At 38.4% G+C, this 18,977-nt stretch carries 17 protein-coding genes; 15 read left to right on the top strand and 2 right to left on the bottom strand.

Going from position 1 to position 18,977, the window contains the following annotated elements; genetic code table 11:
* Positions 1-122: 122 nt before the first annotated feature.
* The gene (locus IGK72_RS12665) at positions 123-1,259 is read left to right on the top strand and encodes an ArgE/DapE family deacylase (RefSeq protein WP_002367472.1); all 1,137 of its coding nucleotides are present in this window, start codon (positions 123-125) and stop codon (positions 1,257-1,259) included.
* A gap of 52 nt (positions 1,260-1,311) precedes the next feature.
* Here IGK72_RS12665 and IGK72_RS12660 read toward each other — a convergent pair whose 3' ends face one another.
* Positions 1,312-2,103 carry a hypothetical protein gene (locus IGK72_RS12660; protein ID WP_002367471.1) on the bottom strand — a complete coding sequence of 264 codons (792 nt, stop codon included), beginning with the start codon at positions 2,101-2,103 and terminating at the stop codon, positions 1,312-1,314.
* 163 nt (positions 2,104-2,266) lie between these two features.
* On the opposite strand from IGK72_RS12660, the gene IGK72_RS12655 reads away from it, so the two are divergent.
* The 3 genes from IGK72_RS12655 to IGK72_RS12645 all read left to right on the top strand — a co-directional run bounded on the left by IGK72_RS12655 (position 2,267) and on the right by IGK72_RS12645 (position 3,852).
* Positions 2,267-2,650 carry a YccF domain-containing protein gene (locus IGK72_RS12655; protein WP_002358999.1) on the top strand — a complete coding sequence of 128 codons (384 nt, stop codon included), beginning with the start codon at positions 2,267-2,269 and terminating at the stop codon, positions 2,648-2,650.
* Between the two features lie 88 nt (positions 2,651-2,738).
* Entirely contained in the window at positions 2,739-3,164 is a 426-nt protein-coding gene (locus IGK72_RS12650) for an Rrf2 family transcriptional regulator (RefSeq protein ID WP_002383201.1), read from the top strand.
* A 58-nt stretch (positions 3,165-3,222) separates the two neighbouring features.
* Positions 3,223-3,852 carry an NAD(P)-dependent oxidoreductase gene (locus IGK72_RS12645; protein WP_002365397.1) on the top strand — a complete coding sequence of 210 codons (630 nt, stop codon included), beginning with the start codon at positions 3,223-3,225 and terminating at the stop codon, positions 3,850-3,852.
* Between the two features lie 78 nt (positions 3,853-3,930).
* On the opposite strand, the gene IGK72_RS12640 is transcribed toward IGK72_RS12645, so the two are convergent.
* Complete coding sequence (locus IGK72_RS12640) at positions 3,931-5,136, bottom strand: hypothetical protein (protein WP_002365396.1); 1,206 nt, start codon at positions 5,134-5,136, stop codon at positions 3,931-3,933.
* A 191-nt stretch (positions 5,137-5,327) separates the two neighbouring features.
* Here IGK72_RS12640 and IGK72_RS12635 point away from each other — a divergent pair, with 191 nt between their 5' ends.
* From IGK72_RS12635 to mutS, 11 genes are all read left to right on the top strand, one after another.
* Positions 5,328-6,572: a competence/damage-inducible protein A gene (locus IGK72_RS12635; protein WP_070416065.1), complete on the top strand. Its 1,245-nt coding sequence runs from the start codon at positions 5,328-5,330 to the stop codon at positions 6,570-6,572.
* Positions 6,573-6,685: 113 nt separating this feature from the next.
* The gene (gene recA / locus IGK72_RS12630) at positions 6,686-7,732 is read left to right on the top strand and encodes a recombinase RecA (RefSeq protein ID WP_002354860.1); all 1,047 of its coding nucleotides are present in this window, start codon (positions 6,686-6,688) and stop codon (positions 7,730-7,732) included.
* A gap of 159 nt (positions 7,733-7,891) precedes the next feature.
* Complete coding sequence (locus IGK72_RS12625; protein WP_010821936.1) at positions 7,892-8,197, top strand: hypothetical protein; 306 nt, start codon at positions 7,892-7,894, stop codon at positions 8,195-8,197.
* Between the two features lie 4 nt (positions 8,198-8,201).
* The gene (locus tag IGK72_RS12620; RefSeq protein ID WP_016627527.1) at positions 8,202-9,452 is read left to right on the top strand and encodes a PTS sugar transporter subunit IIC; all 1,251 of its coding nucleotides are present in this window, start codon (positions 8,202-8,204) and stop codon (positions 9,450-9,452) included.
* A 19-nt stretch (positions 9,453-9,471) separates the two neighbouring features.
* Complete coding sequence (locus IGK72_RS12615) at positions 9,472-9,813, top strand: PTS lactose/cellobiose transporter subunit IIA (RefSeq protein ID WP_002359005.1); 342 nt, start codon at positions 9,472-9,474, stop codon at positions 9,811-9,813.
* Positions 9,795-11,258: a glycoside hydrolase family 1 protein gene (locus IGK72_RS12610; RefSeq protein WP_216095076.1), complete on the top strand. Its 1,464-nt coding sequence runs from the start codon at positions 9,795-9,797 to the stop codon at positions 11,256-11,258. Before IGK72_RS12615 ends, IGK72_RS12610 begins: the two co-directional genes overlap by 19 nt.
* Before the next feature lie 68 nt (positions 11,259-11,326).
* Positions 11,327-13,231, top strand: a complete 1,905-nt coding sequence (locus tag IGK72_RS12605) for a BglG family transcription antiterminator (RefSeq protein WP_002404789.1) — start codon at positions 11,327-11,329, stop codon at positions 13,229-13,231.
* Between the two features lie 195 nt (positions 13,232-13,426).
* A complete protein-coding gene (gene rny / locus IGK72_RS12600; protein WP_002354863.1) occupies positions 13,427-14,983 on the top strand; it encodes a ribonuclease Y in 1,557 nt (518 codons plus the stop codon).
* 159 nt (positions 14,984-15,142) lie between these two features.
* Complete coding sequence (locus IGK72_RS12595; RefSeq protein ID WP_002354864.1) at positions 15,143-15,940, top strand: TIGR00282 family metallophosphoesterase; 798 nt, start codon at positions 15,143-15,145, stop codon at positions 15,938-15,940.
* Positions 15,941-16,013: 73 nt separating this feature from the next.
* Entirely contained in the window at positions 16,014-16,400 is a 387-nt protein-coding gene (locus IGK72_RS12590; protein WP_002359008.1) for a RicAFT regulatory complex protein RicA family protein, read from the top strand.
* Positions 16,401-18,977 carry a DNA mismatch repair protein MutS gene (mutS, locus tag IGK72_RS12585; protein ID WP_002359009.1) on the top strand — a complete coding sequence of 859 codons (2,577 nt, stop codon included), beginning with the start codon at positions 16,401-16,403 and terminating at the stop codon, positions 18,975-18,977. It abuts the gene before it with no gap.

Genomic DNA, 18,977 nt, shown 5'->3' with positions numbered 1-18,977 from the left:
AAAAAACACGCGACATTTCTTAAAACTGTCGCGTGTTTTTTGCTGACCTAACCAAGTCAGTTGCGGTTTTACTGAGAGAAGCGTACACTAGAATTAAGCATAACAAGAAAGGGCGAATGGCAATGGAAAAATCAGAAAAAATTAGTATTTTACAAGATGTGGTTAAAATTAAATCTGTAAATGGAAACGAAGAAGAAGTGGCAATCTATTTACAAAATCTTTTGAAAAAATATGAGATCCCTTCTGAACTTGTTTCTTATGCACCAAATCGTAGTAGTTTGGTTGCTTATTTAGGTGAAAACCGAGAAAAAGTCTTAGGGTTTAGTGGCCACATGGACGTGGTTTCTGAAGGGGATGAAAGTCAATGGACTTTCCCACCATTTGCGGCCCATATTGAAGGAAATAAATTGTATGGCCGTGGCGCAACGGACATGAAAAGCGGCTTAGTCGCAATGGTTTTAGCAATGATTGAATTAAAAGAAAAGGAAGTTCCATTAAATGGAGCGGTTAAATTTTTAGGTACAGTTGGTGAAGAAGTCGGTGAGCTAGGTGCTGGCCAATTAACTGAAAAAGGCTATGCGGATGATTTAAGTGCCTTAGTCATTGGAGAACCAACCAATTATAACTTGATGTATGCGCACATGGGTTCAATTAACTATTCTGTTGTGTCACACGGAAAAGAAGCCCACAGTTCGATGCCAGAAGAAGGCATTAACGCGATTAATAATTTGAACGAATTTATTACAGAAGCAAACCAACAAATGGCGGAAGTCACAGCAAACTATGAAAATCCTGAATTAGGTCGAACGATTCACAATGTAACCGTCATTAAAGGTGGCACACAAGTGAACAGTATTCCAGGTCAAGCAGCCTTGCAAGGGAATATCCGTTCAATTCCAGAATTCAGCAACGACCAAGTCATTGCATTATTACAAAAAATTGTCGATGAATTGAACAAAAAAGAAAAACATCAGTTAGAATTAACGATTGATTATAATAAAATTCCTGTAAAAGCTGAGAAAGATTCTGCGTTAATTCAAGCCATTCAAGCCCAATTTGATCAACCATTACCATTAGTGACAAGCGCTGGGACCACAGACTTAGCTGAATTTACTAAATCAGACAATACATTTGATTGCGTTGTCTTTGGACCAGGTGTGACCACTACTGCACACCAAGTCGACGAATATGTCGAAATTGATAATTATTTAGATATGATTGATAAGTATCAAGCGATAGCAAAAAGTTATTTAAATTAAAAAAATGTCGCGCCTGAATCATAAAAATCAGGTGCGACATTTTTTATAAGGTTTATTCCACCACAGTCCATTCATTTAAGGTTTTGCCGTTCTCATCAACTAGCTCTAACCAGCTGTTTGTTCCAGCAAAATAGAGAAACAAGCCGACTTCATTAACGCTTTTTAAGACGATATCTTCCGTTGTGACAAAGTCTTTAAATTGGCCCTTGCGTTCATCACGAAGTTTTTCACCAAATCTAGCGGAGAAACCGACAGACCCGTCTTTATTTAAAGGGGCTTCTGGCATCATTGTCGCGCCAGCTTTAATAAGCATTTCATTGCGCTTTTGCCAAAAAACAGTTGCTTTGCTTTGTCGAGTATCAATATAAAAAGGAATTTGGCTAACTTCTTTTGTCCATTTGTGGCGTGCTTTGGCTGGTCTGGCTTTCTTCGGCGCCGGTTTTTTAAACAGAGAGTAGCCAAAACGTTCCAAGATAAAGGTGACTGTTTCTTTATAGTTAGTCACTGTCGCTACCGCACTTTTCGGAATTTTGACTGTCGTTGGGGTTGCTTCCAATGTTAAACCACTTTCTTTCGCATCATCTAGGAAAGCTTGCGCTAAATAGGCAAGTTCTGTGTCCCAAGTCGGTTTCAATAAAATCGAGTGATCAAAAGAAACTTCTTTATATGTAGCTTTTTCTTCAGCAAGTCCTAAAGCAACTAGTTGGTTATCTCTTAGCAAGAAAAGAATCGCTGCCTCTTTTTTCGGTAATTTAGTTGTTTGTTCAATGATTAAGTGGGCCTGATCGGCTAAATCAATGAGTGTCTTTGTTTTTTTTAGATCAACGGTTAAATGTAAGTCCATGAAGTCTACTCCTTTATCGTTAGTTTCTTCATTGTATCATGAAACAGCGTCTTCGTCTTTTAACGAGTCAGCGACCTTACAATATTGTTTGAAACAAAAAGAAGCTTTCGTGGTATACTTACTCACATACATAATTTTTAATGAGGAAAGTAGAGGAACAAGAATGAAAACACTTGGCAATATTTTATGGTTCATCTTTGGCGGCTTTTTTGGTGGCTTATCTTGGCTATTCGCAGGCGTGATTTGGTGTATTACAATTATCGGTATTCCGATTGGTTTACAATGTTTTAAATTAGCGGGGTTGAGCTTTTGGCCGTTTAAAAAGCGAGTCGTGTATAGTGATAGCGGCGTATCTTTGGTGGTAAACATTATTTGGCTGATTATCAGTGGACTACCATTAGCAATTGGGCATTGTATTAGTGGCTTGTTGCTTTGTCTGACAATCATCGGTATTCCGTTTGGGCAACAATCCTTTAAATTGGCGAAATTAGCGTTAATGCCGTTTGGGGCCCGTGTTGTTTCAACAAATGATTTTTATTTTGAATAGTCAGAGGTTTCTCATTGACAAATAAAACGAAACAGCGTATTCTTTAAATGTAACAAATAACGTTACATTTGGTTTGGAGTGATTAGACATGGCCATGTCAACGAAATTAAGTGTTGCGATTCATATTTTAAGTTTGATTGAAACAGGTCCTCAAGAACAAGTGACTTCTGAATACATTGCTTCGAGCGTGAATACGAATCCAGTCGTTGTTCGACGACTAATGAGTCAGTTAAAAAAAGCCGGCTTGATTCATTCCATGCGTGGAGCCAATAAAAATACCTTATTAAAGAAACCAGAAGAGATCTCACTGTATGAAATTTATACAGCGGTTGAATTGGAACGAGAGATTTTCAATATCCATCAAAATCCTAATCCAAACTGTTCAGTTGGGGCAAATATCCAATCGGTACTAGAAACTGAATTTACTAAAGTGCAACAAAAAATGGAAGAAGAATTGAAAAGCATCACCTTAGCAGATGTGATTCATGAAATAGAAGTTAAGAGAGATAAGTAATCTCTCTACTTTTAAAGTATTAAATGTAACTATTTTAGTTCTATTTAAAAATGAAAGGATGATTTACATGAAAGTAGCAGTATTAGGAGCAACAGGAAAAGAAGGACAATTACTTTTAGCAGAAGCTAAACGTCGTGGGATGGACGTGACAGCCATCGTTCGTAATGCCTCAAAAATAACAGATGGCACACCGACCATTGAAAAAGATGTTTATCAATTAACAACAGAAGATATTCAAGCGTTTGATGTATTAATTAGTGCCTTAGGATTCCCTGATGTGCAAGATTTCCCAAAATCTACCCAGCATTTGATTGAGATTTTAACCAATCAAAAAACGCGCTTGTTTGTCGTTGGGGGCGCTGGAACCTTGTATGTGGACCCAGAACACACAACTCAATTAAAAGATACACCATCATTCCCAGCAGAAATTCAGCCATTAGCTTCGGCGATGGGCGAAGCTTTAAACTTATTGAAAGAAGCTCAAAACATCCACTGGACCTATATTAGTCCTGCAGCCATGTTTGATGCTGATGGTCCTGCGACAGGCCATTATGAAGTCGCTGGCGAAGAATTAACAACCAATAGTCAAGGTGACAGCTACATTAGTTACGCAGACTACGCCGTTGCCATGTTAGATGAAGTGGAAAGTAATGCACACCCAAATCAACGAATTAGTGTGTATCAATAAAAGAAACAAGAAAAATGGGGCCTCCGTTAAAACAACGGAGGCCCCATTTTCTTGTTTGATTAATTATTGCTAATGTATTTACTGTTTGGGTGCTCGGTATCCTGCTGCTTCTGCTTCTTCAACAGTAGAGAACCAAGCTACTGGATTCGTAGTTCTATTATAATATCTACTTCCAGGTACATGATAAATTCCATTACGTGACCCTTTAATTAAGGCGTTACCGCTTGGTGCTTCCGCAGCAGCCGTCTCGACTTCTGCCGGCGCCTGTGCGGCTTGTTGCGCCTCTGCTTCAGCTTGCGCTTTTGCTGCCGCTTCGGCTTGTTCTTTTTGCGCTTTTTCAGCGGCTAGTTTCTGAGCTTCTGCTTCTTTTCGTTGTTTTTCTTTGTGGGCATCTAATTGAGTTTTAACAACGGCTACCCGTTTTGTTAAAGCTTGATTTGGGGAGTTTAAAGCGTCAATTTGTTTGATCGCTTCATTATAGTAAGCTTCATTAGTTGGTTCTTGTTCAGCTTTTTCAACAGCGGCAGTTGCACTGGCGACTAATTGTTCATTTTTTTCTTTTTCAACGATAGCGGTTTGAACAGTCGTTAACCGTTGTTGAAATCCTTCTTTGCCAACTGGGGCAGCAGCTACTAATTTTTCAGCTGCTTGATAATCGCTTTTACTTTTAGATTTTTCAGCAGTTGTAACTGCTTCATCAACAGGTACTGCTTCTTTGATTTTTTCAAGGCGATCATTGTATTCCTCGTATTCTTGACTTAATGAAGATACTAAGGTTGCGGCTTCATCATAGTTTTTCTGAGAAGGTTGTTTTTCAGCGTAAGCTAAGGCTTTTTCTGTTTTGGCCAATTCTTGCTCAGAATCTGTGATGCTCGCAATAAATTCTTTTGATGGTGTGACTTCGACTGATTTTTCAACTTTGGTATCTTTCTTCTCAGCAACAAAAGTGATTTTTTGCGTTTTTTCATCGGACAGTTTTACTTTGTAAGCAAACGTTTTGTCTTTCGTTTTTACTTCCTTGCCATTGGCCGTTAGTTTGCTGTTGCCGTCGTATTCGCCTTTGATGGTGGCTGAGCCATTGGCATCGGTTTCAACACTCTCTGCATCAAGTGAAAGTGTCGGGGAAGAATCTGTCGTGGCAACCCCACCAATAAATAGAGCGGCACTTGCTAACGCGGCATAGCCATATTGTTTTTTCGGTTGTTTCTTAATTAATGCTTTGATAGTCAGTCCCCCGCTGACAAGTAACCCTAATAGACCCAAAAGTACTAATACTACACTCATTCATTTCTCTCCTTTCGATATAACGTTATTATACAATGTATTGTGAGGAAATGAACATTTTTTTCGTAATAATTAATAAATTTCCTGATAAAAAAATTATTTCCTGAAGCTCAAATTCTTTTGTAAAAATTTTGTTGTGCTAAAATGGAAAGTGAGTTTAACTACGTATGTTATTAGAGAAGGGGAAATCAATGAAAGCAGAAATCATTGCAGTCGGAACAGAATTATTACTGGGACAAGTAGTGAATACCAACGCCACCTTTTTATCAGAAGAGTTAGCTGCGCTAGGCATCGATGTTTACTATCAGACCGTTGTTGGCGATAACGGCGGCCGCTTAGAAACGCTACTAACAGAAGCAGAACAAAGAAGTGATTTAATTGTCTTTTGTGGAGGGCTAGGACCTACAGAAGACGATTTAACCAAGCAAGTTGTCGCACAACATCTCCATAAATCATTAGTAGAAGATCAAGAAGGATTGAACCGCTTGCACCAGTTTTTCCAACAGTCTAAGCGGCCAATGACGGAAAATAATCTACGACAAGTGTTAGCCATTGAAGGTGGACAAGTTCTTCAAAACCCGACAGGATTAGCGGTTGGTTCTTTCGTAACAGAAGGCACAACAAGCTATTTGCTCTTACCAGGGCCGCCCAATGAATTAATTCCGATGTTCCAACAAGCGGCACGACCTTTATTGATTGATGCGTTTCCACAAGAAGAACAATTGATTTCGAGAGTCTTGCGTTTTTATGGCATTGGTGAATCCCAGCTGGTGACCGAGATTCAATCGTTGATTGCGCACCAAACGAATCCAACCATTGCGCCTTATGCTAAGCCTAATGAAGTGACACTTCGTTTAACAGTTAAAACAAAAGACTTAGTAGCTGGCGAAGAATTATTAACAGCGACGGAAGAAAAGGTTTTAGCTAAAGTGGGAGACTATTTTTATGGGTATGGGGATGACAATAGTTTAGCCAAGGTAACAGTGGATTTGTTATTACAAAACGGACAAACCGTCACGGCTGCTGAGAGCCTCACCGCTGGCCTATTCCAAAGTACACTGGGGGAAATTGCGGGCGCTTCGAAGATTTTTAAGGGAGGCTTCGTGACGTATTCGCAAGAAACAAAAGAGAACTTTTTAGGAATTTCTCATGAACTTTTAGAAGAACATGGCACGGTAAGTGAAGCGTGTGCCAAAGAAATGGCAGAGAAAGCGCGTCAGTTAGCTAAATCTAACTATGGTTTATCATTTACTGGGGTCGCTGGTGACCCACTCGAAGGTCAACCGACAGGCACTGTTTGGATTGGGCTGGCGGAAGAAGGCCAACCAACCGTTGCAGAATGTTTCCATTTTAACCGTGACCGAAATTATATTAGACAGAGTGCGGTTATGCGAGGGTTAGATCTTTTGCGGCGCCGAATCATTAATAAAAAATAAATATGCGAATGTTTGTTCGGTTTTTTCTTGCTTTTTTGGTACAAAAGAGATATGATAGACCTACTAACAGGAAATGAAAAATAAGTTTATATAAATTAAAGGAGGATTATCCATTGGCAGATGATCGTAAAGTGGCTTTAGATGCCGCACTGAAAAAAATTGAAAAGAACTTTGGGAAAGGCTCTATTATGAAATTAGGCGAAAAAGCTGATCAAAAAATTTCAACTATCCCTAGTGGTTCTTTAGCGTTAGATGTTGCATTGGGCGTAGGTGGGTATCCACGTGGCCGAATTATTGAAGTATATGGTCCTGAGAGTTCAGGTAAAACAACTGTTTCTTTACACGCAATTGCAGAAGTGCAACGAAATGGTGGAACAGCCGCTTTTATCGATGCTGAGCATGCATTGGATCCTCAATATGCGGAGAAACTAGGCGTTAACATCGATGAATTACTTTTATCTCAACCAGATACGGGCGAGCAAGGCTTAGAGATTGCCGATGCCTTAGTTTCAAGTGGTGCGATTGACATCGTTGTTATCGACTCGGTTGCTGCGTTAGTTCCTCGTGCAGAGATTGATGGTGAGATGGGAGCGAGCCATGTCGGCTTACAAGCTCGACTAATGTCTCAAGCACTACGTAAATTATCAGGCTCAATTAATAAGACAAAAACAATTGCTATTTTCATTAACCAAATTCGTGAAAAAGTTGGCGTGATGTTCGGAAATCCTGAAACAACTCCTGGTGGACGTGCATTGAAATTCTACGCAACGGTTCGTCTAGAAGTCCGTCGTGCAGAACAGTTAAAACAAGGAACAGACATCGTCGGTAACCGCACAAAAATTAAAGTCGTTAAAAACAAAGTGGCGCCACCATTTAAAGTGGCAGAAGTTGATATCATGTATGGCCAAGGGATTTCCCAAGAAGGCGAATTACTAGATATGGCTGTGGAAAAAGACCTTATCAGCAAAAGTGGTGCTTGGTATGGCTACAAAGAAGAACGAATTGGCCAAGGCCGTGAAAATGCCAAACAATACATGGCGGATCATCCTGAAATGATGGCAGAAGTGTCTAAATTGGTCCGTGATGCATACGGCATCGGTGACGGTTCAACCATTACAGAAGAAGCAGAAGGTCAAGAAGAATTACCCTTAGATGAATAAATAACGAGTGAATACGACTCGTTAAGAAGAAAGACAACACTTACTGAACAGGACAGGTGTTGTCTTTCTTTGTTTCCTAAGGATAGGAAAAATATTTATTTGTAAGCGGATACAAGTTTTTTCTATAATTAAGACACAAAAAAGAAAGTGGTGGAGAAAATGAAAAATATTTTACTAATTTGTGGTTCGGGTGCATCAAGTGGATTCATGGCTGCAGCGATTAGAAAAGCTGCTAAAAAAAGACAGATTGAAGTGACAGTTAAAGCGACAAGTGAATCTCAACTGGATGAACGTATAAATGAAATTGATTGTTTGTTAATTGGACCACATTTAGCTTATATGTTAAATGATATTCAAGAGCAAATGGCTGAGAAAAAAGTGAAGGCTATGGTTATTCCACAAGCTATTTATGGAAGCTTAGATGGAGAAAAAGCCTTAGACCTAATAATGACAATGGAGGAATGAGTGAATGAAAAAAATTATGGATTTTATGACGAACTCTTTCGCGCCGAAAGTGAATAAAGTAGTTAAAAATCCTTGGATTTCTGCTATACAGGATGCAATTATGGCGGCTCTTCCATTGGTTTTTGTAGGTTCGTTAGTTACAGTGGTCTCTTTGTTAAAAAATCTCTTTCCAAGCATGCCGGATTTTTCAATGATTAGTAATTTTTCTTTTGGAATGTTTGGGTTAATCGTTTCGTTTATGATTCCTTATTATTTGATGGAGAAGAAAGGTCATAGCGGACAAAAATTAATAGCAGGTGCTACTAGCATTGTTTTGTTTATGATGTTGCTCTTTCCAACGTTATCTGAGAAAGGCGAAATTACCTTTATTCTTTCAAGGTTTGGTGCAACAGGGATGTTTTTAGCGATGATTACAGGCCTTTTTGTTAGTCTTGTGATGCATTTGGCTGCCAAAAAATCTTTTTTTGATGAAGATACACCAATTCCCGATTTTGTGGTTGGTTGGTTTAATAGTCTGCTGCCAATTACCTTTATCTTGTTTGTCGGTTGGTTGGTCACTATTCAATTTAAGATTGATTTTTTTGATATCGTTATTCTAATTTTCAGTCCATTAGCAAATATTGTGCAATCATATCCGGGGTTTGTTTTATCCGTGTTTATTCCAGTCTTTCTTTATACATTTGGAATCTCTGGTTGGGTGATGATGCCTGTAATCTATCCGGTTTATATGGCTGGTTTAGCTGCAAATGCGGAAGCTGTAGCGAATGGTGGTCATGCAGTGAATATTGCGACACAAGAAACGTGTTACGCTTTTTCATCGATGGGCGGGATTGGTGCCACATTGTCCTTGTCTGTCATGATGGTTTTACTTAGCAAATCTGCACAACTAAAAGCAATTGGCAAAGCCGTGTTGATTCCTTCAATTTTTAATATCAACGAGCCACTAGTTTTTGGTGCGCCAATTGCCTTTAATCCATACTTGATGATTCCTATGTGGATTAATGCACTCGTTGTTCCATCAATTGCCTACGCTACGATGTATTGGGGATTCGTCAATATTCCTACGCAAAGCTTTTTATTATGGTATATGCCATATCCATTTACCTCTTATTTAGCGACACAAGATATTCGAGCGGTTGTTGTTTGCGTGCTTATTTTTGTCATTACATGGCTGGTATTCTTGCCATTTTTCAAAGCATATGATCAATCACTGCTTAAGCAAGAAAAAGAAGCGCAAAAAGAAGTAATTATTTAAGGTTAAAGGAGAGGTTATTATGGAAGAAAATGAGCAGTTAAATCAGTTATCAATGAATATTTTAATTCATGCAGGAAATGCGAGAGACCATCTAGTTCAAGCGTTAGAAAAATTAGAAGAGACTTCGTATGAGCAGGCACAAAAGGAGTTAATAGAGGCACGAAAAGAAGTCGTTTTAGCACATGGCATACAGACAGATACGTTACAATTAGAAGCTTCAGGAGAACAAATTCGTTACTCGACGCTGTTTTGTCATGCACAAGATACCTTAATGACGGCTCAAAGTGAAATCTTAATTGGTGAGCATTTAGTGAAGCTTTTTAAAAAGTTTAGTCAACAATTATGTCAGGAGGAAAAATAATGTTTAAAGATTATCAGATGCCAAAGGATTTTTTATGGGGTGGCGCAATTGCCGCAAATCAAGCAGAAGGAGCGTTTCAAGTAGATGGTAAAGGCATCAGTTTAGCGGATGTACACAAATACTATCCAGATAAAACAAATGCAGAAATCAGCCAAGAACAAATAAAAGGCATGTCTGTAGCAGACATTCAAGCGAATCTAGCAGATACTGATGGCTACTATCCTAAACGTCATGGGATTGATTTTTATCATACTTATCCAGAAGATTTAGCATTGCTTAAAGAATTAGGTTTCAAAACATTCCGAACTTCTATTGATTGGACACGGATTTTTCCAACAGGGGAAGAAGAAACACCAAACGAAGCGGGATTGGCTTATTATGATCGATTAATCGACAAAATCATTGAATTAGGGATGGAACCAATCATCACTATTCTACATTATGAGACACCAATTCAAATTTCATTGAAATATGGTGGTTGGAACAATCGAAAAGTTATTGATTTATTTGTAAAATATGGCAAAGTTCTTTTGGAACGTTACAAAGAAAAAGTAAAATATTGGATTGTCATTAATCAAATTAATCTGATTCAATTTGAGCCGTTTAACTCAACAGCAATTCCTTATGATACAGTGGATAATTATGAAGAAGCAAGTTTTCAAGCGATTCACCATCAGTTTATCGCAAGTGCACAATTAGTTGCGTACGCTAAAAAAATTAATCCCCAAATGCAAATGGGAACAATGGTTGCCGACTGTACTGCCTATCCTTTTTCGTGTAAGCCAGATGACGTCATTTTAGCTATGAAGCGAAATCGAATGGAATACTTTTATACAGATGTTCAATTTCGTGGTGAGTACCCGCAATATGCGTTGAACTATTTTGAAGAACACGGAATTGAGATAGATATTACACTTGAAGATCAACAGATATTAAAAGAAAATACGATGGACTATTTAGCAATTTCTTATTATTATTCACAGATGGTTAATTCAGAAAAAAATTCAATGAATCCAGCATCTGTCACTCTAAATCCAACACTGAAAGTCAATCCTTGGGGCTGGGCAGTAGACCCTCAGGGATTATACAACTCACTTTCTCAATATTGGGATCGTTATGGGAAACCGATGATTATAGCGGAAAATGGGTTTGGTATGTATGATAAAGTGACAGATGGTCAAATCCATGATGATTATCGAATTTCTTATTTATCTGAACACATCCAACAAATGAAAAAAGCCATGTATGATGGCGTAGATGTGATTGCTTATTGTGCTTGGGGACCGATTGATATCATTAGTTGTTCTTCAGCGCAAATGGAAAAACGATATGGGTTTGTTTATGTTGATTTGGATAATGAAGGGAAGGGAACAGGAAAACGTATGAAAAAAGATAGCTTTACTTGGTATCAAAAAGTGATTGCAACCAATGGTGAAGAAATCTAGATTAATTGAAGAAGTTGATTATTGTTTTAATAAAAAGCAATCGTCTTCTTCTTTTCTTTTAAAGGGATGTGGGAAGGTTGGAAAGTAAGCAAAGAGAGATAATACTTTTTTTAGAAAGTCAGCAACATCATTGGGTGACAGCCAAAGAGTTAGCAGAATTTTGTGGCTGTACAACAAGAACAATTCGCAACCGTGTCGCAAAAATCAATGAAGCCTACCCAGAAGCTATTTTGTCTAGTCAACGGGGCTATCGTAGAAATGATCAAATTTCGATTTTACAGGAAACGCCCAGTAAGGAACGAAAAGCTAGAATTTTTCTTGAACTATTAAAACATTCCTCTGAAGGAGTGAACCTGTATGATTTAGCAGATTGTTTATACATTTCTGAATCAACCGCCAAAAATGACCTTCAACAATTAAAAGAAGAGTTAGCAAATCAACAAACAACGATTTGTTTTAAAGGAGCGAATATTTGGTTAACAGGAACAGAACGCGCTAAACGGCAATACATGGTTTCATTATTATATGCAGAAAGTGATTTTCAAGAAAAATTGACCCGTAGTGTACGGGAAATGATTGGCTATATTTCGTTAGAAGAGTTAGAGGAAATGATTCAACAAACTTTTTTTAATTATGAAAGAAGGTTAAACCAGTATGTCTTGAACAATATTGTTTTACATTATGCGATTAGCATTGAGCGTATCCGACAAGGCCACACCTTGTTAACGAAACCAAAATTAGCAGAAAATCACTCAGAAGAATATCAAATGGCCAAAGAAATTGCCCTACGTTTAGAAGAAACTTACGACATTCTATTCTCGAAAGAAGAGTTAGCGCAACTTTCATTATTATTTGTAGGAATTCAAAAAGAACACACAGTGAATAGTGAAAAAACACAATTACAACAGATTGTGAATCCGAAAATTATTGAAGTGTTAGAAGAAGTTTTACAAAAGGTTGAGCAAATCTATTTTATTCAATTGAAAAACAAAGAGTTTTTCAATAAATTAGCAATTCATTTACAGGGACTATACGATCGTTCAAATGTTGAAGCTTTTACAAGAAATAGTCGTTTATGGGACTTAAAGACAGGCTATCCTTTGATTTATGACATTTCTGTTTACATTTCTTCCTTTATTCAAGAACGTTTAAATATTTGGTTTACAGAAGATGAGATTTCTTTTATCGCTTTACATCTTGGCTCATTTTTGGAAAGTCAGCGAACAGAACAGCAACCATTTCTCCTTTTACTGGTGGTGGAGGACTATCATAATATGCGTGAAGTGCTTCAGAAAAAACTTCAAGAACATTTTGGAAATCAAATAAATATACAAGTCGTTCGTCAGACCAATATTGATCAGAAAAAATTTGATTTGCTAGTCACTACTAATCGTAGGTTAGCCACAAAATATGAAGGAGCAATCTTTATTCATTCCTTTATTACAACAAAAGAACTGCGGAAAATTGAAAATCGAATGTATCTTTTAAAAGGACAAAAGCGAAAGCGGCAGATGGAAATTAGAACAGATCAGTTCATTGCTAAGGAGTTATATTTTAGCCAGATTGATCCAGCAGATTTAACCCCTGAAATGTTACTTGATCAAATGATTCAACGAATGAGTATACAAAAATATTGTTCGAGTGATTTTAAAAAAAGTGTGAAAAAACGAGAACAGCTTTCTCCAACAAGCTTTCCATCAGGTATCGCTGTCCCCCATGCTATTGATCGAACAGCCGAGAAAAGTGGTATTTCAATCATGACCTTACAAGAGCCTATTCGGTGGGCCAATTATGAGGTGAAATTGGTGGCTTTAGTAGCAATTCGTCAAGAAGACGCACCAATCTTTGATGACTTTTTTGAAAAATTTATTGAAATCATGTCCGAACCCATCCACATCAAGCAGCTTAGTCAAACAGCAGACTATGCGGCGTTTGTTCTAAAATTTAAACAATTCGTGACGGCGGAAACCTAAAAATGTGACGTTGTCTAATATTTGCTGCCCTTTCCAAAAGAAAGGGCTTTTTTAAGTTGACACCTTTCGCGACAAACATTAGAATAAAATTGTGTGTATGCACAAATATGCAAGTAGGCATATTGATAATTGATTTTAGTTTATCAAAAAACTACAAGATATGAATTAACAAAAAGATAGTATGGAGGTGGAAATATGGTTTTAAATATTCTCCTCGCTATCGTCGGTTTGATTGTCGGTCTTGGTTTAGGATTTGTTATTGCAAAGTCACGTCATGATAAAGCAATAAATGGTGCAAAAATTTCAGCGTCGAGTATTCTCGAGAACGCTCGGAAAGAATCAGAAACACTGAAAAAAGAAGCATTGCTAGAAGCTAAGGAAGAGAACCAGAAGTATCGTTCAGAAATTGAAAGTGAGTTGAAAGAAAGCAGATTAGAACTTAAATCTCAAGAAAATCGTTTAATTCAACGGGAACAAACGTTGGATCGTAAAGATGACTCTCTTGAAAAACGTGAAGGCTCACTGGAAGAAAAAGAAGAGAAACTTGGTGCTAGACAGCAATTAATTGATGAGCGAGAAAAAGAAGTAGAAAACTTAATTAATCAGCAACATCAAGAATTAGAACGAATTGCTTCCCTTTCAAAAGAAGAAGCAAAATCGATTATTATGAAGTCAACAGAAGAAGAGTTGAATCATGAACTAACCTTGATGGTCAAGGAGTCAGAACAACGTGCCAAAGAAGAATCTGATCGCAAAGCGAAGAACTTGCTTTCCCTAGCAATTCAACGTTGCGCCGCCGATTCTGTTTCTGAAACAACTGTTTCCGTGGTCACTTTACCAAATGATGAGATGAAAGGTCGCATTATTGGTCGTGAAGGACGTAATATTCGTACATTGGAAACATTAACAGGGATTGACTTAATCATTGATGATACGCCAGAAGCGGTTGTGTTATCCGGATTTGATCCAATCAGACGAGAAATCGCTCGAATGACCTTGGAAAAATTAATCCAAGATGGTCGGATTCATCCCGCTCGTATCGAAGAAATGGTAGAAAAATCACGTAAAGAAATGGATGAACGGATTCGTGAATACGGAGAACAAGCAGCCTTTGAAGTAGGTGCTCATACGTTACATCCTGATTTAATTAAAATTTTAGGCCGTTTACGTTTCAGAACAAGTTATGGTCAAAATGTCTTGAACCACTCAATCGAAGTAGCAAAACTGGCTGGCGTTTTAGCCGCCGAATTAGGCGAAGATGTTCAATTAGCCAAACGTGCAGGTTTACTACATGATATTGGGAAAGCATTGGATCATGAAATTGAAGGTTCTCACGTTGAGATTGGCGCAGAATTAGCTGCGAAATATAAAGAAAATTCAGTAGTTATTAATGCCATTGCCTCGCATCATGGTGATGTGGAAGCAACCTCAGTTATTTCTGTTTTAGTGGCAGCCGCAGATGCGTTATCTGCAGCCCGTCCAGGTGCACGTAGTGAATCGTTAGAAAACTACATTCGCCGCTTAGAAAACTTAGAAAATATTTCTAATAGTTTTGAAGGCGTTGATTCAAGTTTTGCTGTTCAAGCAGGACGTGAAGTTCGTGTCATGGTGAAACCAGAAGAAATTTCTGATTTAGAATCTGTTCGTTTAGTTCGAGACATCCGGAAGAAAATTGAAGATGACTTGGATTATCCAGGACATATCAAAGTAACGGTTATCCGTGAAACACGTGCCGTTGACTATGCGAAATAAAATAAAAAGCGAATAAGTATCGCGTGTAGTGTCTCAACGAACAATTGCAAGGATTGTTCGTTGAGACACTTTTTTTAATCTTTTAAAACCAAAACTTTCTTTTCAAAGCGAAAACAACTATAATAAACAAGAGATGTTAAAAAGAGAAGAGGAACCTTTTTGCGTATATTATTTATAGGAGATGTTGTCGGTTCTTTAGGAAGAGAAGCCCTAGCAACGTATGTCCCTAAATTAAAGAAAAAATATCGTCCACAAGTGACCATTGCCAATGGTGAAAATGCGGCATCTGGTCGGGGAATTACTGGCAAGATTTATAAGAAATTTTTGCAAGATGGTGTCGATGTTGTTACGATGGGTAACCATACGTGGGACAACAAGGATATCTTTGAATTCATTGATGATGCGAAGAAAATGGTTCGTCCAGCGAACTTTCCAGAAGATGTGCCTGGTCAAGGAATGGTTTTTGTGAAAGTCAATCAATTGGAACTAGCGGTGATTAATTTACAGGCCCGCACATTTATGGTGCCATTGGAAGATCCTTTCAAGAAAGCCGCCGAGCTAGTGGCTATCGCTCGCAAACGGACACCGCTCATTTTTGTGGATTTTCATGGCGAAACGACAAGTGAAAAACAAGCCATGAGCTGGTTTTTAGATGGCCAAGTTTCAGCCGTTGTTGGAACACATACGCATGTTCAAACAAATGACGCTCGGATTTTACCGAAAGGGACAGCCTTCTTAAGTGATGTCGGTATGACCGGACCTTATGATGGGATTCTAGGAATGAAGCGTGAACCGATTATTGAGAAGTTTATGACAGCATTGCCGAAGCGCTTTGAGGTAGTCGAAACAGGGCGGACAATTTTATCTGCCTGTATTTTAGAGATTGATGACCAAACGGGCCAAGCGAAGATGATTGAGCCGATTCAGATTAGCGAAGATCGCCCGTTTCAAGAATAATAGAAGAAAAGTTAATCTCGGATCATTAAGAGGTTAACTTTTTCTGCTCTTATAGAAAAAGTGCCGGTGAAAGATGAAGGTGAAAAAAATGGAGCCGTTGAATTTAGATGCACAAAGTAATAAAGAATTAGAAAAATTGTTACATTTAATTGGACAAGATGAAGTCATTCAGCGCTACCAAGCGATTGAAGAAAAGGTAAAGAAAAACAAAAAGCTGACAGAATTAGTGGAAGAAATTAAAGCTGCGCAAAAAGATGCGGTTCAATTTGCTCACTATGGCAAACCAACTGCTGAAAAAGAAGCCATTCAACGAGCTGATGCGAAAACAAAAGAGTTTGATGAGCACCCACTCGTTGTAGCCTACCGCGAACAACTGATCGAAGCCAATGACTTAGTCCAACATGTCACGGCGCTCATTCAATACCGCGTGAACGAAGAGCTAGAGAAGGAAGGGAATTAAATGCCACAAAAGACAAAAAATACACCCATGATGGAACAATATTTATCCATTAAGGCCCAATACAAGGATGCGTTTTTATTTTATCGCTTAGGTGATTTTTATGAATTATTTTATGAAGATGCTATCAATGCGGCGCAAATCTTAGAATTGACGTTAACCAGTCGTAACCGCAATGCGGATGATCCGATTCCTATGTGTGGCGTTCCTTATCATGCCGCGCAAGGCTATATTGATACGTTGATTGAGCAAGGCTATAAAGTAGCGATTTGTGAGCAAGTGGAAGATCCAAAGACTACCAAGGGCATGGTCAAACGAGAAGTGGTCCAGTTGGTAACGCCAGGGACGGTGATGAATAGTAAAGGCTTGGAAGCCAAAGACAATAATTACTTAACCGCTGTGCTAACAGATGGTAATCAGTTCGGTTTTGCCTATGTAGATTTGAGTACAGGCGAATTAAAAACAGCAGTCTTGGCTGATGAAGAGGGCGTTTTGAACGAAGCTTCTGCGTTGCAAACAAAAGAAATGGTCCTAGGTTCAGGGATCCCTGAATCGTTAAAAGAGAACTTAAGTTTACGTTTAAATATCATCTTTTCGACACAAGAAACGGTGGAAGAAAATGCCGAGTTTAGTTTTTTAACCAATGAACTGATTAATCCATTAGAAATTGAAATTACAGGCAAATTATTATCTTATTTATCCGTTACCCAAAAGCGGAGCTTGTCCCATATTCAGAAAGCTGTGGAATATCAGCCAGATCATTTCTTGAAAATGGATCATTATTCTAAATTCAATTTAGAATTGAGTCAGTCGATTCGAACAGGACAGAAAAAAGGGACTCTATTGTGGCTATTAGATGAAACGAAAACAGCTATGGGCGGCCGTTTATTAAAACAATGGTTGGATCGTCCGCTGATTCAGGAACGTCAAATTAAGACGCGTCAAGAAATGGTGCAATCCTTATTAAATGCCTATTTTGAACGCTTAGATTTGCAAGCAGCATTGACGAACGTTTATGATTTAGAGCGGTTAGCAGGACGCGTGGCATTCGGCAGTGTGAATGGGCGTGATTTAATTCAATTACGGACCTCTTTAGAACAAGTACCAACGATTCGACAGTTAATTGTCGGGATCAATCAAGGGGAATGGGATGATTTGTTAGTCGACTTAAACCCTGTTGAAGATTTAGTGGCATTGATTGCGACGGCGATTAATGAAGAAGCCCCTTTACAAATTACTGAAGGAAATGTTATTAAAGACGGCTATAACGACCAATTAGATGAATACCGTGATGCCATGCGCAATGGTAAGCAATGGTTAGCGGAGTTAGAAGCGAAAGAACGCCAAGAAACAGGGATTAAAAACTTGAAGATTGGCTACAATCGGGTCTTTGGTTATTTCATTGAAATCACTAAGTCAAATTTAGCGAATTTAGAAGAAGGAAAATACGAGCGTAAGCAAACATTAGCTAATGCGGAGCGCTTTATTACGCCCGAACTAAAAGAACTAGAACGTTTAATCTTAGAAGCCGAAGAAAAATCAGTTGAACTAGAATATCAATTGTTCTTGGCCGTGAGAGAACAAGTGAAAACGAATATTGATCGATTGCAAACACTGGCTAAAACCATTAGTGCGGTTGATGTTTTACAATCTTTTGCAACAATTAGTGAACGGTATCAATACGTTCGACCAACGTTAAGAAGTAACACGAAAAATTTGGCGATTGTCGAAGGACGACACCCAGTCGTGGAAAAAGTTTTAGGGCATCAAGAATACATTCCAAACAGTATCCGCATGAACCCAGAAACAGATATTCTCTTGATTACTGGACCAAACATGTCAGGGAAAAGTACCTACATGCGTCAATTGGCTTTGACGGTGGTCATGGCGCAAATTGGCTGTTTTGTACCAGCGGAAAGTGCTGAAATGCCAATTTTCGATCAAATTTTTACACGGATTGGGGCCTCTGATGATCTAATTGCAGGGCAAAGTACCTTTATGGTAGAAATGATGGAAGCCAACCAAGCACTGCGGCACGCCACGCCTAACAGCCTAATTTTATTTGATGAATTAGGACGCGGCACGGCAACCTATGATGGAATGGCGCTAGCGCAAGCCATCATTGAATATATCCATCGTGAAGTACAAGCCAAAACGCTATTTTCTACACATTATCATGAACTAACTGTTCTAGATGAAACCTTAAAAGGCTTGAAGAATATTCACGTGGGCGCTGTCGAAAAAGATGGCGAAGTGGTCTTTCTTCATAAAATGATGGAAGGACCTGCTGATAAGAGCTATGGGATACATGTTGCTAAAATCGCTGGTTTACCAAGCCCGCTTTTAGAACGAGCAGCCACCATTTTATCCGCTTTAGAAGCGGAAGAAACAACGATTCCAAGTTCAGTTCATCATGAAGAAGTTTCAGAAGTCCATGAAGAAACCGAGCAACTTTCATTATTTAAAGAAGTTTCAACAGAAGAATTAAGTGTCATTGACACATTGAAGAAAATGAATTTATTAGAAATGACACCACTAGATGCGTTAAACATGCTTCATCAATTGCAAAAACGTATCTAA

Source organism: Enterococcus sp. DIV0183, assembly GCF_050541505.1.
GTDB lineage: Bacteria > Bacillota > Bacilli > Lactobacillales > Enterococcaceae > Enterococcus > Enterococcus faecalis.
Note: the sequence above shows the minus strand (reverse complement) of the source record. Positions and strands in the feature narration are given on the sequence as shown.

Excerpts from the sequence above, each read along its gene's own strand:
- IGK72_RS12645 (WP_002365397.1), top strand. The coding sequence starts at position 3,223 with ATGATTTACATGAAAGTAGCAGTATTAGGAGCAACAGGAAAAGAAGGA.
- rny (WP_002354863.1), top strand. The coding sequence starts at position 13,427 with ATGGTTTTAAATATTCTCCTCGCTATCGTCGGTTTGATTGTCGGTCTT.
- IGK72_RS12635 (WP_070416065.1), top strand. The coding sequence starts at position 5,328 with ATGAAAGCAGAAATCATTGCAGTCGGAACAGAATTATTACTGGGACAA.
- IGK72_RS12610 (WP_216095076.1), top strand. The coding sequence starts at position 9,795 with ATGTCAGGAGGAAAAATAATGTTTAAAGATTATCAGATGCCAAAGGAT.
- IGK72_RS12615 (WP_002359005.1), top strand. The coding sequence starts at position 9,472 with ATGGAAGAAAATGAGCAGTTAAATCAGTTATCAATGAATATTTTAATT.
- IGK72_RS12640 (WP_002365396.1), bottom strand. The coding sequence starts at position 5,136 with ATGAGTGTAGTATTAGTACTTTTGGGTCTATTAGGGTTACTTGTCAGC.
- IGK72_RS12660 (WP_002367471.1), bottom strand. The coding sequence starts at position 2,103 with ATGGACTTACATTTAACCGTTGATCTAAAAAAAACAAAGACACTCATT.
- IGK72_RS12655 (WP_002358999.1), top strand. The coding sequence starts at position 2,267 with ATGAAAACACTTGGCAATATTTTATGGTTCATCTTTGGCGGCTTTTTT.
- IGK72_RS12665 (WP_002367472.1), top strand. The coding sequence starts at position 123 with ATGGAAAAATCAGAAAAAATTAGTATTTTACAAGATGTGGTTAAAATT.
- mutS (WP_002359009.1), top strand. The coding sequence starts at position 16,401 with ATGCCACAAAAGACAAAAAATACACCCATGATGGAACAATATTTATCC.
- IGK72_RS12625 (WP_010821936.1), top strand. The coding sequence starts at position 7,892 with ATGAAAAATATTTTACTAATTTGTGGTTCGGGTGCATCAAGTGGATTC.
- IGK72_RS12620 (WP_016627527.1), top strand. The coding sequence starts at position 8,202 with ATGAAAAAAATTATGGATTTTATGACGAACTCTTTCGCGCCGAAAGTG.
- IGK72_RS12650 (WP_002383201.1), top strand. The coding sequence starts at position 2,739 with ATGGCCATGTCAACGAAATTAAGTGTTGCGATTCATATTTTAAGTTTG.
- IGK72_RS12590 (WP_002359008.1), top strand. The coding sequence starts at position 16,014 with ATGAAGGTGAAAAAAATGGAGCCGTTGAATTTAGATGCACAAAGTAAT.